This is a genomic window from Pseudomonas parakoreensis, from assembly GCF_021602155.1.
Taxonomy (GTDB): domain Bacteria; phylum Pseudomonadota; class Gammaproteobacteria; order Pseudomonadales; family Pseudomonadaceae; genus Aquipseudomonas; species Aquipseudomonas parakoreensis.
Genome location: NZ_BQHY01000009.1, coordinates 166,827 through 185,486 on the forward strand (window position 1 = coordinate 166,827; position 18,660 = coordinate 185,486).

Annotated in this window: 16 protein-coding genes and 1 pseudogene; 11 read left to right on the forward strand and 6 right to left on the reverse strand. The window is 51.5% G+C overall.

What is annotated here, in order from left to right; translation table 11 throughout:
• The first annotated feature begins 2 nt into the window (after positions 1–2).
• Both L6D63_RS16010 and L6D63_RS16015 read left to right on the forward strand, forming a co-directional pair.
• Positions 3–1,991 (forward strand): ATP-binding protein, encoded by a 1,989-nt coding sequence (locus L6D63_RS16010; protein WP_131670603.1) that lies wholly within the window; start codon positions 3–5, stop codon positions 1,989–1,991.
• A gap of 126 nt (positions 1,992–2,117) precedes the next feature.
• Positions 2,118–2,765 carry a transglutaminase-like domain-containing protein gene (locus L6D63_RS16015; protein ID WP_131670604.1) on the forward strand — a complete coding sequence of 216 codons (648 nt, stop codon included), beginning with the start codon at positions 2,118–2,120 and terminating at the stop codon, positions 2,763–2,765.
• A gap of 31 nt (positions 2,766–2,796) precedes the next feature.
• Here L6D63_RS16015 and L6D63_RS16020 read toward each other — a convergent pair whose 3' ends face one another.
• From L6D63_RS16020 to L6D63_RS16030, 3 genes are all read right to left on the reverse strand, one after another.
• Positions 2,797–3,273, reverse strand: coding sequence for a hypothetical protein (locus L6D63_RS16020; RefSeq protein WP_131670605.1), 477 nt, complete (start codon positions 3,271–3,273; stop codon positions 2,797–2,799).
• Positions 3,270–3,479 carry a hypothetical protein gene (locus L6D63_RS16025; protein WP_127649286.1) on the reverse strand — a complete coding sequence of 70 codons (210 nt, stop codon included), beginning with the start codon at positions 3,477–3,479 and terminating at the stop codon, positions 3,270–3,272. The genes L6D63_RS16020 and L6D63_RS16025 overlap by 4 nt, the downstream gene beginning before the upstream one ends.
• Positions 3,480–3,670: 191 nt before the next feature.
• Positions 3,671–4,351, reverse strand: coding sequence for a competence protein CoiA (locus L6D63_RS16030; protein WP_033898335.1), 681 nt, complete (start codon positions 4,349–4,351; stop codon positions 3,671–3,673).
• A 547-nt stretch (positions 4,352–4,898) separates the two neighbouring features.
• Between L6D63_RS16030 and L6D63_RS16035 the strand changes: the two genes are divergently transcribed.
• The 4 genes from L6D63_RS16035 (at position 4,899) to L6D63_RS16050 (ending at position 8,534) form a co-directional block, all read left to right on the forward strand.
• The gene (locus L6D63_RS16035) at positions 4,899–5,306 is read left to right on the forward strand and encodes a hypothetical protein (RefSeq protein WP_038448081.1); all 408 of its coding nucleotides are present in this window, start codon (positions 4,899–4,901) and stop codon (positions 5,304–5,306) included.
• Positions 5,307–5,324: 18 nt separating this feature from the next.
• Positions 5,325–5,540 (forward strand): hypothetical protein, encoded by a 216-nt coding sequence (locus L6D63_RS16040; RefSeq protein WP_007246723.1) that lies wholly within the window; start codon positions 5,325–5,327, stop codon positions 5,538–5,540.
• A gap of 518 nt (positions 5,541–6,058) precedes the next feature.
• Positions 6,059–6,226, forward strand: coding sequence for a hypothetical protein (locus L6D63_RS16045; protein WP_010203399.1), 168 nt, complete (start codon positions 6,059–6,061; stop codon positions 6,224–6,226).
• A gap of 94 nt (positions 6,227–6,320) precedes the next feature.
• Positions 6,321–8,534 carry a hypothetical protein gene (locus tag L6D63_RS16050; protein ID WP_010203400.1) on the forward strand — a complete coding sequence of 738 codons (2,214 nt, stop codon included), beginning with the start codon at positions 6,321–6,323 and terminating at the stop codon, positions 8,532–8,534.
• Positions 8,535–8,870: 336 nt separating this feature from the next.
• On the opposite strand, the gene L6D63_RS16055 is transcribed toward L6D63_RS16050, so the two are convergent.
• A complete protein-coding gene (locus L6D63_RS16055; RefSeq protein ID WP_007246725.1) occupies positions 8,871–9,422 on the reverse strand; it encodes a hypothetical protein in 552 nt (183 codons plus the stop codon).
• 672 nt (positions 9,423–10,094) lie between these two features.
• On the opposite strand from L6D63_RS16055, the gene L6D63_RS16060 reads away from it, so the two are divergent.
• The 5 genes and pseudogenes from L6D63_RS16060 to L6D63_RS16080 all read left to right on the forward strand — a co-directional run.
• Positions 10,095–11,507: a site-specific integrase gene (locus tag L6D63_RS16060; RefSeq protein WP_103452362.1), complete on the forward strand. Its 1,413-nt coding sequence runs from the start codon at positions 10,095–10,097 to the stop codon at positions 11,505–11,507.
• A gap of 326 nt (positions 11,508–11,833) precedes the next feature.
• Entirely contained in the window at positions 11,834–13,426 is a 1,593-nt protein-coding gene (locus L6D63_RS16065; RefSeq protein WP_227496829.1) for a hypothetical protein, read from the forward strand.
• On the forward strand, positions 13,426–15,384 hold the full coding sequence (locus tag L6D63_RS16070; protein ID WP_131670606.1) for a tyrosine-type recombinase/integrase: 1,959 nt from the start codon (positions 13,426–13,428) through the stop codon (positions 15,382–15,384). The genes L6D63_RS16065 and L6D63_RS16070 overlap by 1 nt, the downstream gene beginning before the upstream one ends.
• Positions 15,381–15,779: a hypothetical protein gene (locus L6D63_RS16075; protein WP_095023237.1), complete on the forward strand. Its 399-nt coding sequence runs from the start codon at positions 15,381–15,383 to the stop codon at positions 15,777–15,779. The genes L6D63_RS16070 and L6D63_RS16075 overlap by 4 nt, the downstream gene beginning before the upstream one ends.
• Positions 15,780–16,223: 444 nt before the next feature.
• Positions 16,224–16,985, forward strand: a pseudogene (locus L6D63_RS16080) (cation:proton antiporter); the annotation flags it as partial.
• Here the strand turns inward: L6D63_RS16080 and L6D63_RS16085 are convergent.
• Both L6D63_RS16085 and L6D63_RS16090 read right to left on the reverse strand, forming a co-directional pair.
• Positions 16,986–17,891: a formate/nitrite transporter family protein gene (locus L6D63_RS16085; RefSeq protein ID WP_131670607.1), complete on the reverse strand. Its 906-nt coding sequence runs from the start codon at positions 17,889–17,891 to the stop codon at positions 16,986–16,988. It abuts the pseudogene before it with no gap.
• A 190-nt stretch (positions 17,892–18,081) separates the two neighbouring features.
• A complete protein-coding gene (locus L6D63_RS16090) occupies positions 18,082–18,489 on the reverse strand; it encodes an acyl-CoA thioesterase (RefSeq protein ID WP_047297108.1) in 408 nt (135 codons plus the stop codon).
• Positions 18,490–18,660 lie beyond the last annotated feature (171 nt).

Below are 18,660 nucleotides of genomic sequence, written 5' to 3' on the forward strand. Positions count from 1 at the left end.
CCATGTCCGACGAATCTAGTCGTTTGTCTTTGTTTGAAGAGGACTATCTTCTACGTGAGCTTGGGCCTGTGGCCCATGTACCGCAGGTGGCGCTTACTGAGCTGGTCGCGAACGCTTGGGATGCAGGCGCAAGTCTAGTTGAACTGTTTCTTCCATCTGAACTGGGTGGCACCTTGACTGTGATCGACGATGGTCATGGCATGACGCCCAAACAGTTTAGTCGGCGTTGGATGACGCTTCGCTACAACCGACTGAAGCATCAAAGCTGGAAAGTGGAGTTTCCTAAAGGGAAGGATGGTAAAGCCAGAAAAGCTTATGGCCGAAATGGTGTCGGTCGCCACGGACTTCTCTGTTTCGCGGATGAGTACCGTGTAGAAACATGGCGAGATGGGATACTCAGCACATTTGTCGTGGGTACGGAATCAGGGCCGAGTCCATTTGTGGTTCGCTCTGAAGAGTTCAGTGAGCGAGAGGGTGAAGGCACTAGGTTGTCGGTTGTAGTCAATCGCAAAATGCCCGACCTTGAAGAAATCATCACCGTTCTTGCAGCACGCTTCATCCACGATCCTGGATTTCAGATCCGAGTTAATGGAACCCCCCTGACGTTAGCAAAGCTTGAGCAGCACGCCAGGTCGCACACGCTGACCCTCAGTGAGGGGCGGACGGCGAAGGTGATCGTTATTGATTCTACTCAGCAGAATCACTCATCGATTCATCAAGGCGTTGCGTTTTGGGTAGATCATCGACTTGTCGGTGATCCAACATGGGCTATCGGTCAGGTAGCAAATTTCGATGGCCGAACTCGATTCGCCAAACGGTACAAGATCATCGTCGACACTTTGGGTTTCGAGGATCACGTACTTGCGGACTGGACAGGATTTCGTACAACGCCAGCAGTAAAAGAGTTGTATCAGGCTACAGCCGACCACATCAGTCAGGTTGCTGATGAGTTAGCAGCAGAAGTTGTCGAGTCCACTTCAGAAGACGCTCTTGTCCAGAATCGTGCTGAACTCAAGTCGTTGGGCCAGGGGGCGCAGCTCGAAGTCACTGAATTTACCAAAGCTGTTGCTCAGGCGCATCCGATGGTATCTCCGGAGTTTTTGGCGACAGCAGTCAAAGCGGTGATCAATCTGGAAAAGTCCAAGAGTGGGGCTGCGCTCCTTCATAAACTCGCCAACCTAGATACAAAGGATGTTGAGGGACTCGATACGTTGTTGGCTGATTGGTCTGTCAAAGACGCACTTCGCGTGTTGGATGAGATAGATGACAGACTGAGCGTCATAGAGGCCATTGCTAGGCTGGCAGAGGATCCGAACACAGATGAGCTCCACACCCTCCACCCACTGATCCTGCGATCCCGCTGGCTTTTCGGCCCGGAGTTCGAATCAGTGGAATACTGTTCGAACACCACATTGCGAAGCGTAGCCAAACAGCTATGGGGCGACGGGGACGCATCGTTTCAGAACGAGAAAAAACGCCCAGACGTTGTTGTCTTGCCTGATCGCAGCATGGTGCAGCTGGTGGGTATAGAGCGATTTGATCCGCAAGACCCGACCATCGCGCAGATGCAGAACATCCTTCTGATCGAGCTGAAGAGAGGGGGATTCAAAATCAAGCGGGACGAGGTCAATCAGGCCGACGGTTATGTGCAGGATATTGCTAATTCTGGATATGTAAATGGCGCGCCCTTTGTCACGGCCTGGGTGGTCGGACAGTCAATTGCATCGGGAGTGGGTACCGAGAAAACTGTAGGTGATGACTCGCGCAAATATGGTCAAGTCAGAGCAACGACTTATGGGGCACTTGTGGGCACGGCTAACCTGCGACTGATGCGCTTGCGTAAGACGCTGGAGGAACGATATGACAACCTGCCAACCGACACGTTGCTCGCTAAGGTGTTATCGATCCAAGAACAGGCAACGCTCGATTTAAATACGTCAAACCCAGTGCAACATCAGGATGAGAGTGCTGCGCTGGCAGTCGCTCAGTGAAGCATCGTATCAATCTATGGGTTGATTACAGGTATTAGCGCCGTCGCAATTCCGGCCTGTCGTCAGCATCATAGATTTTTCCGCCTGTGCTGAAGCAATCAGCAAGGCTAGTTTTGCCAAAACCCAATGAAAGATACCTTCAAGCCGGTGTCAAATACTCAAGGACTCTTTGTGCCTTCAACTCTAGTAGACATTATCATCCGCGACCGAGGCGCGCAGGCTTATACCGATTACGCGGAGTTTCAAATTACCGATCCTGATGTGATCGTTAGTGCCGCTAGGCAAACGCTCGAATCGATCCCTCCATCATTTGGTTCTTGCGTCATGGTCAGTGCTGGCTTCACTGCAATTCTCAAATCTCAAGGGATACCCGCAGTTGTCGTCCTGGGAGACCTGCTGATTAACGGCCAGTATGCTTTCGAATGCAGGGGGAACATTCCAGGGGCAACCTACGAGGGAGAGTTTGTGGACGCCAAGTGGGACGGTCACGCCTGGGTAATGCTCGCAGGTGTCCTCTGCGACCTGTCGATCTTCCGAAGCGCCTACGCCACTAAAACGCCAAGCAACCTCAAAACCTTCATCAGCCAGCAGTTCGGTGAGGGTAAGGGAGCACTGATGTGTCCTCACGATAGCTTGCCGGTCGGCATGGAGTTTGTGCCCAAATTTGCGCTCAATGACGATCAGATTCTGGGGATTCTGGACGGTTTGTCCAGGCAGCACTTGAGACTAAGTGACGAAATTCGAGGCGGCATTCCCGGCTGTGTCGGGAGCTGAATACGGCTAGAAAATAAGGGCGGCGCTGACATCAGTGCGAGATTAGCCAGGCTTCCATTTTTTGCAGTCTGCCCATTTCGAGAAGCTTCGGTTTTCCTAAATCTAAAAGCATGAGTAGCTCTTGCCTGCACTCTGGTGATGAAAACCATTCAGCGACCTCGACATTGCAGTGCCTGGACTCACTCAGGGCCCATTTCACAACCATGTCCGCTGCTGCTCGGTAGTGATCCGCCATGAAGAGTCGTCGCCCCTCTGCAAACCAACCAAGCTTGGCTAGTTGTTCAGTGACGTCAATGACGCCCGCGTGATCAAAAAAACCGGTGGTGTCTGGATAGTGAATACCTGCCAGGGACACCTTCGCCGCCCCTGCTTCTCGGTCAAAGTAGGACAGAAAATGCCACCCACCTGTAGTGCTTCCAGCGTGCGGAAAGTTGATCGCGGCCTTGCCAGTGATGTAGTGCGTGCGGGAAACGCGTTTGAGATCAAAATCGAACAGTGGCTGCCTCATGGGAGCTTTTTGAGCCGGGCTAGACCCTGTTTGATATGACCAGCGTTCTCACCAATTGTGTAGAGCGCGCCACGAACGTTGTCCCCGACCTCCGCATGCCCCTGGGCTTCGACCTGGAGGGTCAGCTCCATGAGAGCAGCTTCAAGGGCGAGCTGATTTTGGTACATCCTTTCCAGCACATCTGATAGCGAGTATTCACTGGGCATCTACATGGACTCCTTGATGTCGACCCAGCATAGCTCGATGATGAGTCAGCAAGTGTCTTGCGGGTATAGGCATACCCTGAGAGCACCTTATGAGCGTCCCGTCCCTAAGTAGTCTCAAGGTGTTTGATTTGCAAGCTAGAACAGCAAGAAGCCCGAAGGACAGAGATGCCCGCTAGACACTTGGTCGGTTTTTATTGACCCGCCGTACCGGATTTATCAGAGGCCGGGCCTCCATTGAAGCTAAAATCGGTGGTGCCGTTGGTGATCCATTCGACCAGCTTTTCCTTGTGAGTGTAAGCCACCACTCCACGTTTTTGAGTCGGATCGAATCTTAAGACGCGCCATATACCGAAATCGGGGCCGAAGTCGATGAACACGGGTTTGGAAACCCACCAGCGAGCAAAAAGCTTGCTGCGGGAATGCCAGCTAAATGAAGCCAGTCCATTCTCCGACACTTTCGACAAACCCATTCTGAAGTTGTACCTGTCGAACTCAGTCCGCGTGCCATCGATCACCCAGATCATATTTTGATAGTAGTTTTGCCTCGCGATTACCTCTTCAGGATGTATCGTCGATCTCTGAAACTCAATAACCATCCCTGAAGGCGTTCGGACATCTGCTATATGTCTCTCCCCTGAGGACGCTTGCAACACAACTTCCTGCCACTCGGTTGGGAACATATTCTTCCAATCGCGATGCCATGCCGTTTCCGTTTCCCACCACGGATCGCAATTGTCCAAACGTTTATGAGCCCAATGCCAGACGACATGGTTCCCGCATTTAGCGACAGTCTGGGAACCACAAAAACTGCAAACACCACGTGCTTTTGGAGTGGCCTCTACACGAGCGCCTTCAAGCAATGAGTATTTCATTTTCTTCCTTGATGATAAAAATGAGGGGCGGTAGCTCTTAACTTCCTAGTTGTCAGTACCTTGTGACCCACAGGACGAAAGACAAATATCTGAACACGGTAGTCGTCGTGTCGCTCTGGCCTCTTTCAACAATTGCTCAGCGTACATAGCCGGATCATCATCTGGCAGCGGGTAGCCTGCAGCAGATAGAGCTTCGGCGCGCTCTTCAATGAGCAGACGCTCGGGATCGCGAACCGTTTGGTAGGCTCTGCCTGGTACGCGTCGAGTCGTGTCCATTCTCGGCTCCCCAGAAGGCTGATGGCTAAGAGCGACTAAATTACTTTTAGAACGATAACAGAACGCTCTGAATAGCGATGCTCCGCTGCGAGTCACGAGGGAGGGTGCGTTACGATCTATGTTTCACAGAGGCGCAAACACCAAGCAAGCGGAGCGCGCAGGCGTGAGGGATGCGAGCCCGCAGGGTCGAGACACGCCTTGGCGGGGCTCGATTTACGGCAGCCTGACGCCGCAGGCGGCACGCCATCAACGCCAACAAGAGGTAACTCAAATGCCCGACGATGAACTGCGCGAACTGGAGGCCAAGAGACGAAAGGCTTTGTGGATACTTGCGCACATATCTCCAGGCGATTCGAAGGCGTTCGATGCCTTATCCATCCTTGATGACCTTGACCTTCAAGAACGGAAATACTCCCCCAATGCTGACAAGGCACTTGATCTCAACCAGCTTCGGGATTGTGTCACGCTGCAGCATCACAACTCCGGAATCGACATCATTTTGGAGCAGACTATCCCCCAGCCCTGGAGGGAGCGCTTCAATCAGGCGAGTATCGGGTCGACCAGATTGTTAGATGGGCCTTACGCTGCGGACTGGTATAAATTCCTGGCTTGTTGGGAATCAGAGATGCAGCACCTCGAGGCACACAGAACTGCCAGAAGTAAGCCCAAGCTGGATTGATGCAGACGGAGAATAGACGTGGAACGAGACAGCGATGACACCGTGTATTGCGACATCCAAATGCCGGTGGCTCAAGGGCGTGAGCTATTGGCGTTAGTGAATGCCCTGCGAGAGTCGAAAGCTCATCCAAGTCTCGACAGAGTTTTTGAACACATGCAGGACGAGCTCAGCACCTCAATCGACATCGTTAAGAATCCTCCATCGTGGGGCCCATGGGGGCCGACGCATAACTGAGCCTTTAGTCGGCTATCCTTTCCATTCAGACGAGCAAACGCTGACTGGGAGCATGGAAGACTCAAAAAACGTCGCTCCGGCGCCCTATAAAGGGGCGAAAATAACGGCAAAATACACTTTAAGTGGGTGATTGCCATATGCCATACTCGGTTATCAACGATTTTTCGCCCAGCTTGGCCACCTCCCTGATGGAGGTTTTTGTCGCTATGGTAACGACTAGCAGGAGAAGAGCCTTAATGGCGTTCCTGAGAAGCGGAGCTGTGACGGGGCTGCCGTTTGCCGAGTTCTGAGGCTGCTTGTTTATTGAACCTTGGGGGCTTTCGCCAAGTCTGAACTATAGTCGTAAAGCCGCTTGTCGGCTGACGGCAGGTACTGCTTGTGAAGCTTGGTGAACGAGCTCGATAATCCGCACCGCTTTTGCTAGCGAGGCAGTATTACGTTTTTTTCCATTGAAAGCAGTGGTCGCGCATTGGAATTCGTTGATGCACCGTGGAACAAAATTCTTAGAGGATGGAGCTATGACTCTTGAGCGTATGATCGAAGAGGCCCGTAACCGTAACGGTTCTCATGAAGCCAGCCTAAAGGCGGCTCGTGATCGCATGGCCGCGACTAACCACCGTCTGGCACGTGAATTCGCTAAACAAGAAGTCACTGCGACGCTGCTTGCCAAGACCTGCAGCCTCTAATAAATCCCTTCATCCGAAAGCAGCCTAATGGGCTGCTTTTTTTTGCGCGATCACAATGACTCCATACCTCATCACCAGCTTCGAAGAGGCGACGATGGCAGCGTTGATTCATGAGCCATACGGCTATGATCACGCTGACATCTTCAAAAAACCTCAGATCAAGTACATCTATAACTACTTGAAGTCCTTCATGCCCGAGATTCCGAAGGGTAAGAAGACGGTAGGAAGCATCCTGCTTGAGCACGAATACATCGACCGAGACTTCCTCGAGGACTACTCGCGTTTTTACCTGGGGCGTTTCGGCAACGATGGCTACAAGTGCGCTCGGCTTCACTTCTTCAGTTGCGATCTGACTCACAAGCGGCTCGACGCTCTACTGGCGGGTGACGTGGGAGAAATGTTAGATGATGCTGAGGATGACAATGCTGTAAAAACTCTAGAGCAACTCCAGTCGCACTACCTCGGTTTCATGGTTATCAAACCTCTCACCAGGACATTCGTGGGGAAAACCTGCCTTCGTGTCAGTGGTGACCGAGGTGTGGGCAAGAAGAAAATTGACAAGCCTTATGATGTGAATCTCTTTGGCATCAAGCTGACAATCGACTCAATTGCATTCCAAGAACAGGACAAGGTGGTTGCCGCGTGTGCTACCACCGCCATTTGGACAGCGTTGCACAGTTCGCCTGGTCGTAGTGTTAAGGACATTAAATCCTGCAGTGAGATCACCACCGCCGCCCTGAATTTTGTGGACGGTTCCAGTAATGGATTCCCAAATAAAGAGCTTACCAATAAGCAGATCCAGCGAACGCTTGATATTGAGGGGCTGCGATATCACAACAATAGCCTTGAGGAATCAACTCCTGAATCTTTCCGAGAGTCCCTCGTTGCTCACATTAATAGCAACCTGCCCGTCATTTTGACGGGAAAAGTATACGGCGTGGAACCCAACGAAGCTGGTGAGTACGTCAAAGCTGGGCACGCAATTACCGCCCTTGGTTATGACTTCCGGGGTGATTCGAAATGGGTATACGTTCATGACGACCGACTCGGGCCGTACGCACGAGCAGAAATGGTCATGCTTGACGAATTTTTCGGGGAATCCACTCCTGAGGCCGTAAAAGGTCGTTGGGGGCTGGCGATGTCCATTCGAGAACCGGATGCCACTAACTGGGTGGCTCCCCATGAGATTATTGTTCCAGATATCTCGATCATCCCGGCAGATAGAAAGACGCGCATCGACTTCAAGTTCGCTCATGGCACAGCAGAGCGTATTCGTGATCAGGTATTGGGATACCTGGAAGATGAAATGTGTCCTCTGCTTGAGATCCCGGTTCCTTCGGTCAGGTACGAGATCAAACTGGCATCGATTGCTCAAGCGCGAGACGATGTCCGTAAACATTACACCCACCGCAAGGTCAATGACGTGTTGGGTACTTACACCCTCGATGAAGAGAGAATGATTCGCTGGCGTAAGGAAAAACTCAGTTTCTTGACTGGCAGCCTCGCACGCTTACAGTGGCAAATTGATGTCTACTGGGATTCCGAGTGTGCTTTCCAGGTGTTCTTGGATGCGACTGACATTCCCTTGGGCAACGCTGTATCTGGCATTTACATTCATGACCCAATTTATGCAGATGCGATGCTGGCCGGCTTCAAGGGGCAGGAGAGCCAGATCGCCGGTCTAGATGATCAGCACTTCTTCCCGGCGTTCACCAGGGCTGTGAAGCAGCGCCGAGATGACTACGAAAGTCATCTCAATAGCATGTATGGGACATTGCGTGCGCCCAACCACATTAAAGAGAACGAGGTCTCGCGGAACGGAAAAGGCACCAACAAGACCGCGAAAAAATTCTGGGATCCGCAACAAATCCGTTTGGTTGATGTTCACGAGGCCTACAAGAAAGTGGCCGATTCAGTGGCTAACGACCCATCCTCTGAGAGTAAGCTTATCTGGGCCATAGGTAAGGACGGCGTGTTATTCGTCGCTGAGGACATTCCAAAACCTGATGAGCTCGGTCACCCAAGTATGACTGGGATGCAGGCCGCTCGGATTGCGGGAGAAATACGGCCAAAGGCTGGCTATTGGGAGGTCAACTTCTTCTCTGGAAGGTACAGCGGTGATTACGCCGATATAGAGAAGACTCAGTTTCTTACAAACGCCGTGTACAAAATTCAGTCACTCTTCCCGTATGACAAGTTTGAAGCTTTTTACCCTTATGCCCCTTCCTCCCAAGGTCTGGTTTCGCCTGATCTAGCGGCACAGGGAGGCGGTGACGATACGGCGGAACCCGCTGCTGTGCTCGCTTAATCCGAATAAACCCGGCTTCAGGGCATCGCCCTCGGTCGGGTTCACTCCTATCAAGCTGTTCACCGCACTGGTGAATGCCCTTTTCTCAGCCTGCATCCAATCTGGGCGTTTATCCCTTCAGAAAGCCAGTGCCAGACTCACGTTTGACTTTTCAATGGATCAGAATGTGCGAGCTACAGGCACTGTCCAGGGAGGAACTGATCTCTGCATACCGCAAGCGGAGCGCGCAGGCGTGCGGGATGAAAGCCCGAAGGGCCGAGACGCAGGCTTTGCCAAGGCTCGGTTCACGACAGCCGCTACCCGCAGGGGCACGCCGTGACCGAAAACTCAGGGTCATCAGAGCTCCGCATTCCATGCATCCATAGCCTCGCTCACAGCCGCGTACCACTGGAGATCATCGAGCTGTAGGGCATTCGCGATTTGCCTGTTGGTATTGCCGTCGACCCAAGTCGGGAGACTCTCCATGGCCTCTGTGAACAGACTGGCTGTAGCGACAGCGAATCGCCCCGTACTTGTAGACTGGAGGCACACGTAGCGCACAGCAGCGCCACTATGGAGCCGACGCCAAGCCACCACCTCAATACAGTCCTGCAGCTCTACAGGGGCCTCAGCAGCGGGGTAAGCCTTCTGCCCCACCTCGTTCTCTGCCACAGGTTGGAATGGCCTGCTTGGCTTTCCTGGCTGGTGGACAAGGTGCTGCAACTGCTCGCGTGCCGCGATTATCTGATCTCGGAGTTCTTCGGGATCGATGGACATTCCGCCCTCTGGTGTCACCTTGAGGGTCTTCAAGGAGTTGGCCGCCTGGATGAACTCGCGTTCACGCACTTTCTCACGCTCGGGGCGGCGGTCAAGGAATAGCCAGGCGGCGAGTCGCTGGAAAGTGATCATCGATAATCCGGAGGTAACAATGGGATGAGCTGTTGTTAGCAAGTAGACTAACACCTGATACGAATGAAGGATTAACGGGCTTCATAAAGAGCATCCGTGTGCGGTGCCCGTAGGCCTCAGTGCGATGTGAAACACAGGCAGAACCCGCCATCAATGATGCACGCCGCCGGAAAGCTGCAGTGAACCTGAATTAGCAATCCTATCTGCTTCATCATAGGAAAAATAAGCTCGCGTCTACGATGCACAGCGGCCTCTGCCACCAAGCCGTCTTAGGCTGAAACCGTGCACCCCTCCCAGAAAGACAATCAAAACGGAAAAAATTCTCATAGATATGGGATATAAACATTTATCCACAAATTGACAATATATCTACTAGCCCTGACTTTTTAAGTTAACAACTATAGATTTCATCACCCCCCCTCAAGAACATTGGGCCCGCCTGAATACAAGCAGATAATCTCTCCTGCAAAGTCCTGCCAACCTCTGCTAGGAGACGGTAATCAGATCATATAAATATTTAACGGATATTGTCATACAAGTATATATTCTCTTAAAAAAACCTATTGCAAAGCCAATTACACGACGCTAGCCTTTTCAAATCACTTGAAACCTAAGCTACTCGCAGCGAGCACTCACTCGACTGCGCCCCTTGTGTATGGACATAAGAAAATCATGAGCAATGCAGGCCTGATCAGAATCGAAAACCGTCCTCCGACAGGGGAACTTTCGATTAAAAAAATTGCAAAACTAAAACTACTTCAAGCAGTAGAACTGGAAGAGCGTGAGCCTAAAAAAAATATAACTTACTACTCAGCCAGCAAATCTCCAGATAACTTGTTCCCCCTAATGCCTATGGAGAGTGTTGAGAAACAAATTTTCAGCCACTTTCCATGTTTGCTGCAACCGGACGGTTCTCCATGGGCACTTGGCAATCTTTACCTGCTCGATCTTGTGGCTACCGGCGCTACAGCCAGCCAGGCGACTGTAGAAAAGCATGCAATAGCTTTAAAAGACTTCTTTCGCATCATGTTGGATCTCGGCCTTAACTTTTTAAACTTCCCCCTAAGAAAGGCCAGAAGACCCACATACGCTTACTCGGACTATTATCGTGATGTCGTCAAAGAGTTCCCTAAAGAAGGACAAAAAGCCAATGCAATGATTCGAAAAATCATTGCATTCTATCGCTGGTTACTGCACAGAGGATTCGTTCCCGAGCAGGCTATGTGGAGGGAATCAACAGGATACATACGCATCAAGAACAAAGCAGGTATGTCTTATGACAAGAAAATCACACGCACCGATCTGACGCTAAAAGTTATAAAAAACCTAGGCGCTAAAGCTCTCAGGGCGTATGACGAAACAGAGCAAAAAGCACTCATTGAGACACTGCTCCAAATCGACAATACGGAGATGACCCTAGGTTTTCTTCTCGCAATCCTTACGGGAGCTAGGCTTCAAACAGTATTCACGCTACAAGCTAGTGCTTTGGATGACTACGACGGAAGTGACTACCATCCAGTAGTGGTCGGCGAACAGGGATTCGCAGATAGTAAATTTCAGAAAAGATTTCCGATACTGATCCCTGGATGGCTTGTGTTAGCTCTCAAAACATATCTCGTTTCTGAGAGGTACGCAGCACGCAAGGATAAATCCTTTTACTCTAATGCGAAGAGCACCTATATTTTTTTGACAAAAACCGGAGCACCGTATTACGCCAAGGGAGACGATACTTTCGCAAGTGAATATCGAAGTCAACGCGTAGGGAAGTCCGTACAAGCTTTTATCTTTCAGCAATTAAACCCTGCGCTAGCGCAATCGGGTAATACATTTAAAGTTCGCTTCCACAACTTGCGCGCATCGTTCAGTGAAAACGTAGTGATTGACAATCTTGATCGCCTCAACTCTGGTAGTATCACGTGGCTTGAACTCCTGAATATTGTTTCCGAAAGGCTTGCCCATTCAAGCATAGAGGAGACTGAAAACTATATTAATAGCGTACGCAAGAAACAAATAAAAGCAGTAGCTCAAAGAAAGTTCGAATCCTATTTGGAGGCAAAGCTCCGAACCACCTGGGAAGCGAATTAATGGCAGAACAAGTGGCTTTCGTTTCGCGCCAAATAAATCTGGACGAAAGTAGTTACGACGAATGCATGCGACTATTGGATGAAATTCCTGTCGCCTCATTGCAGTTGTCACTTCGATGTGGCGCGACTGTGCACCGGCTAAATGTCGGCGCGTATCTATATCACGTAAGAGTCAAGGCAAGGCCCTACAACCCAGCGTTCGTGGATCTCCAAACAGTCTCCTACAGCAGAATACAGGCTGTTCTAAACTGGGCTATAAGCATAGTAGAGCAATACTTTCGCATACTACGACCTGCATCTGTGCATGAGGATTGGAGTCGAACGGCTATGTTTTTGGACTGGTGCGATACAAATGGCCATCCAGCAGCGCTTGATAGTATTGAAGACTATCACCTTGCACTTGTGGAATACTCTCGCCACCTTTGTTCGACAGCAGATCCTGAGCGTCGAAACACCCCACAACGCAAACTCACGGTCGCAATGCAATCAGCTGAGAAGTTCTATCCAGAACATACTCATAACGTAGGTATTGGTATACAACATCCTGGATACAGTAATAATGAGAAAATCAATACTGAAGTTCCGTCCGAAGACGCATTTCTTCCGACCTTAGCAGGTGCGCGCGGCCTGTTTGACTCTATTAGCGCATTCATGGAGGGAACACAAAGTGTACCTGTCGCCCTGAAAGGTTTTGGGCATACTTATTGGTTTACTTCCTGCTATTACCCTGTGATGTCTGAGTCGGCGATCTTACATTACCAGACCAATAAAACACCGGGTAGGATTTTGAGCTCAATTAGGCGTGATGTGCTGAATCACGTGCAAGCAACAGGGAACGACGCTTCAGATGGATTCCAAATCGTATTTGACCTTCTAAAAGACAGAGGTTGGATCCAAGATGCAGCAAATAATGAAAAACTCATTTCCCTCGATAGAATACTGACCAAAACGGAGCAATTGCAGTTATGCAAAGTCGCTCACGACTGTTTCTTGTTCATGTTCATTTTGTACACTGAGGGAAACGAGTCTCCAGTGGGCGCAATACCTTGGGATGCAACATCGTCTGTTGATACGGTTATACAAAGTTTTCGAACGATCAAATGGCGTAGCCATACCGAGTTAGACTTGTCGTTCGAGGCGAGATTTCTTGTGCACTTTCGCGCATATCTGCGAATCAGGGAAACTCTCGTTGATGGTCACGATTTCAAGTATCTTTTTGGTACGTTTGGTCGCAAGAACGGCCCACTCCCTCTAGACAATGGCTACTCATCAACTGTAGGAAAACAGCTTAGGCGTCTGGTGGATCCAAATCTTACGATCTTTGGGTTTCGGGAGCTCCGCGCCTACCACCATCATTATAAAACCACGCATCATGGCATCGAAGCCGCCGCTGCGGATGCAAACCACACTCTGGGCACCGCCCTTGCCAGTTACCAGGCAGGTAACGTTGCAGACAACATTGCTCAAGCTGGAGCCTTCTTCACCAATTTGGGCTTGATTCTGGCCAGCGTAGAGCAGCAGCAGGCAGCTCGAACGACTCAAGCTGGGTCATGTGATGGTCAACTCATACCAGCAAAGCAGCTGGATGAAGTTTCAATTCAGCCAAACTGCCGCAACTTCCTTGGCTGCTTATTTTGTGATAGCAACTTAATTCATTTTAATGCCCAAGATGCCCACAAACTATTAAGCATGGCCTACATCATAGAACAGCTTCGGCTGATACAGATCAGCCCAACAGAACATGGCCAGGTTTTTGATCTCACCTTGAATAAGATCTACTGGATTATCAAGAAAATGGAGGGCAACCCCTCCCTCGCGGCAGAGATTACTCAGATTCGAATTGATGTTTTCGAATTTGAAAACCTGACTCCCTACTGGCAAAACAAGCTACGAATATTTTCTGAAATTGGGGTTCTGTAATGCAGTTTGCAAAATTTTTTCTAACTGAATATTTGGATTCCGAGCAAACACCTTGGTCGGCATCTGCTGAAGATTATGTATATCCATCGGATTATTTCGTGGTCGCGACCCAGGCTGACGGTACCCCAGTCGAATTTTGGGAGAACACTTGGCCGATTCAGGGGCGCGAGCGAGGGATATCGCAAAGAAAGGTTGTTTATTTGGGTTACGAGGGAGAGCACACCGAGACAAATTGGGGAACCAATCTGAAACAGTCCAAGAGCATTCTGCTTGCCTTGGACAGGCACGCTTATAAATCACCTGGAACACCGCTAGGTGTCGACTCCATGAACAGGTACAACCTGGTTCTGCAAAAAGCACGAAAGTATTGCTACCAAAACAACATATCGGTATTCCAAGCCTTGTCTTCAATCGAGCACGTAAAAGGCATCCATAAGCTGTGCCTTGAACAAGCTAAGAGCAATGCGGCAGCACTTGAAGACTTGCTGCCAAAGATTTCAATGCTGCCGTTTAGATACCTGGGATTTAAGCCTGCAGTGGCTAAATTCCAGGCACCGCCCCTCTCTAAAAACACTAAAAACGACCAAACACTGGTAATACCTACTGCCATCTACGTTGAGTTGCTTGTCGAGTACAAAAAGAAGATCGCCAATTACATGGAGCATCGCGGACAATTACAACAGCTGGCAGTGCTGATCTCATGGAATAACGACCACGGCACAGCTCCATCAGAAGACCATAAAGAAAGTTTCGTAAAAGCTCTAGCTCACTGCGATCTCGCTAACTACGCAGATGCCAACAATATCACGGACAAAAAGGAGCTGTTGGGACATTTTGGCGTCATAAACTATTGTTCAGCAATGTTGATTTACTCCTTCACAGGCATGAGGCGGTCTGAACTTTATTCCTTGCGGCTTAGCGCACTTCGGCAAGACATAAAAAATGGGGTGGTGATTTCTAGAAGTCTGCATGGTTTCACGACCAAACTGCATAAAAGAAGAAAACATGTGGACTGGTATTCATCATCTGACGTTGAGTTGCCATTTGCGGCAGCGTCTCACGTCTGTAAAACGATTTTAGCTTGTAACGGAATGTTCCCAGACGATCAGTATGTTTTTATCTCTACCGCGTATTTCCCTTTCAGCAACACTGTACTGGATGCGGCGACCATTAACTCAGATGAACCGGTCGCCGGGAACTATGAACCATCTCGTTTCCAACGGAGGCTTACCACTCCGACAATCAACTCCGCCGATATGGTGGAGCTTAAGAACGTTGATCCATTGCGCATCTGGAATGCAACCAGTGAAGTCAATATCGGAAACGCATGGCCTCTAAGCATTCACCAGCTTCGGCGCTCTACTGCAATTTACGCAATCAGAAGCGGAATCGTTACCCTTCCAGCCCTGAAGTCCATGCTCAAGCACATAAGTATAGTCATGACCAAATACTATAGTCGTGGATCTATCTACGCGCCCGACATCCTTAAAGCTTTTAGCGGCAAGAAAGATAGCATGGTAGCTCTTTTCCAAGAGTCTGAACGTCACGTTGCATCCTGGCAATATACTAATGAGGTGATTATGTCAGAAGAGGCTCTCTATGGCGCTCATGGCGTCTGGGCTCAAATCCATGGCAAGAAAGCGTTGCTCAAGTTGAACTATGCAGAGCGTTTCGATGAAACCCTCAAGCGAGTGAACAAAGGTCAGCTATCGTATCGCGCCACACCACTGGGCGGGTGTACGTCGAATAGCATTTGTACTAAACGTATTACCGTTGATCTCCTAGGCTGTGATGGCTGCGCTTCTGCAGTCGTTATCAAGCCAAAACTCCTCAAGCTTATTGCCCTTCAGAATGTGACCGTAGAGGCCTGCAACCAAGGAAGCATGGAGCACACTGCAGAGCTTCAGACGCAGTATGAGTTGTCATCCTTCGCTACTCGCCTGGGGATCCAAGCATGACCGAACTCTGCGATCTAATCATCTTTTGGGATGCCTTAAATAGAATCCTTGCTGGCAAACCGCTGATCGTCAGCAGAAACATGCCTATCACCTATGACTTGGTCGCGCTTGAGGCTGGGAGAACTAGGGGGTCGATCAGAGCTGATCGCCCTCAGTTCGCGGCGCTGAGGCAAGCCGTCAGGGACGCAGCGGCTGCGCAGAAGCCCCCACCAAAGAAAGCTTCCGCTCAGCAGGAAAAAGACAAACTCAAAGCTAAGAACCGGGAAATTGCCGACCTCAAAAATGAGTGCGACGGAGTTCGTAGTCGCGAGTTGATGCTTGTCCGATACATCGACGAGCTTGAAAGGGAGATTGTAAGGCTGCGTAAGCCAAGGCTGGTCAGTTCCATTGGCTGAGTCTCTTGGCAAAGTTTCCAGAGTACGAATGTTGGGATGCCTCATTGCCAACATTCGTTCTCCCGTCAGGAAGCTGGCAATGCACCTTGTCTCGCAATCGTCCAGTTCTAAGAAGGTTTAATATCAACTTCGCATCGGGCAATTCATTACGTCCGGTCGCCTACATCATGCAAGTTCTATTTTGACTCACAGGCTCATTCCTACTCTGGAATAGTGCCCCGAGTCCTGGAGCGCCGAGCTGCTAGAGCAATCGCCCAGCCAAATTCCATTGCCCCTCATCCTTCTAGTCATGTGTATAGGCTCTCTCCCTATGTCCATGCTTGCCTGAAGCTTTCTGAAGTCTGCTCTGATGCGCGTTCAAGGTAGCCGGCACGCTCCATGGAAAGGTGTCTGTCCACATGGTCACATGTACGGCATAGGTTTTAGGTGTCTATATAGACCGTATCGTTGTTCAACGACGGCACCGCGGTCGTGGTGTTCACCGTGCTGCTGGGCATCGCCCAATTGGGTGAAACGCCGACCCTCGGCGCCACCGCCATGCTGTTCGTTCATGAAGCCCTTGGCGGCGTGCTGTTCGGCGGGCTGATCGGTTATGGGGTGTACCGGATGATCAAAAGCGTCCAGCAGCATCAGATCACCGTGATGCTGACCCTGGCGCTGGTGATTGGCGGTTCGGCGATGGCCACCGAGCTGCACGTCTCGGCGCCGATTGCGATGGTGGTGGCCGGTCTGATCATCGGTAACCTGGGGCGCAACCTGGCGATGAACGACATGACCCGCAAGTACCTCGACGGCTTCTGGGAACTGCTCGATGACATGCTCAACGCCCTGCTGTTCGCGCTGATCGGCATGGAGCTGTTGCTGCTGCCGTTCAACTGGGCGCACGTGGCGGCGGCCAGCTTGCTGGCGCTGGCGATCCTGCTGTCGCGCCTGCTCACCGTGGCCCCGGCCATCGTTCTGCTGCGGCGTTGGCGCACAGTGCCGCGTGGCACCATCCGCATCCTGACCTGGGGCGGTTTGCGCGGCGGTGTTTCGGTGGCACTGGCGCTGGCCCTGCCGCTGGGCCCGGAGCGCGATCTGCTGCTGAGCATCACCTACATCGTGGTGCTGTCGTCGATCCTGTTGCAGGGCCTGACCATCGGCAAGCTGGTCAAGCATGCCACCCGCGACGAGCCGGCCACCACGGCCGAACCCGCGCACCACTGATCATTTTCTGATCTGCTGCGGGTCAGGCTTTTCGGCCTGATCCGCAGACCCTTTGGCCTTGCCTGTTTCCTTTGGCGCACCGCTTTCGCTGCGGATCTGCGCATGGCTGATCAGGGCAAAGATGCAACTGCCGCCGATGATGTTCCCCGCCAGCGTCGGACCGGCAAACACCATCCAGAAATCACTCCACGCCAACTCGCCGGCAAACACCAGGTACGAGACTTCCGCCGAACCGACCACGATGTGGGTGAAGTCGCCCAACGCCATCAGATAAGTGATGAGGATGATGATCCACATCTTCGCGCTCTCCATGGACGGGATCATCCAGACCATGGTGGCGATCATCCAACCGGAGACGATGCCCTTGGCGAACATCTGGCTGGCGTGGTTCTCCATGACCTTGCGGCCGATTTCAAGGAAGGCGTGATCGGTCCTGGTGTCAAAGATCGGCAGCTCGAGCATCACGTAGGCCACGAGTATCGTCCCGCACAAATTGCCGAACAGGACGACGCCCCACAAGCGGATCAACCGGCCAAAATTGGCCAGGGTCGGTTTGGTCATCACCGGGAGGACGGCGGTCAGGGTGTTTTCGGTGAACAGTTGCTGGCGGGCGAGAATCACCGCGAGGAAACCGGCACAGTAGCCGAAACTGGCGATGACCTTGAATTCGTCACCCTCGGGCAGGCGCGAATTGAGCAGGCCCATGCCCATCAGCGACAGGCCCATGGTCAATCCGGCCGCGAGCGCCGACCACCACAACGCGGCGATGCTGCGCTCCAGTTCCTGATCGCCCTGCGTGCGGATGATTTCATGCAGAACCGCTGCGCGCGGCGGCTGGTTTTTCTCGACTTCGTGTTGTTCATCGGTCGAGAGGTTGGGGGTCTTGCCGTCTGTCGGGGTGGTCATGGCGTGGGAACCGGGTGGGGGCTTTTAGCTACGACCGTTCTTGCCTGGAATACGTTCTGTATGCGCCACGCAAATCCCCGGTTTTACGCATGACAGTGTAGGAGCTGCCGCAGGCTGCGATCTTTTGATCTTGCTCTGCAAAAACAACGTCAAAAGATCGCAGCCTGCGGCAGCTCCTACAGGGCTCGCATTACTCGCTGACGAGCTCATCTTCCTTGAACTGGTCTTTGACGTACTTGATCTCGGTCCGCCCGTGCGGCGCTGGCAGGCCGTCTTCGCCGAGGTTGACGAAGACCATCTTTTCGACGGTGAGGATGCTCTTGCGGGTGATCTTGTTGCGTACTTCGCAGGTGAGGGTGATCGAGGTGCGGCCGAACTCGGTAGCGGTGATGCCCAGTTCGATGATGTCGCCCTGACGCGAGGCGCTGACGAAGTTGATTTCGGAAATGTACTTGGTCACCACGCGCTGATTGCCCAACTGGACGATCGCGTAAATCGCCGCCTCTTCGTCGATCCAGCGCAGCAGGCTGCCGCCGAACAGGGTGCCGTTGGGGTTCAGGTCTTCGGGTTTTACCCATTTGCGGGTGTGGAAATTCATGTTCACTCCTGAGCATTTGCCGAAAGATGGCGCCATCTTGGCAGACCGGGCGGTCATGCTCCATGAGCCTTCTACTATGGTCGCTATTAACGATCTTCATCTGGCCGACAGAAACCCTTTGGAAGATCAGTCTAGACGGCTATAATCGCCCCCGTTTCAAAACGGTAACCT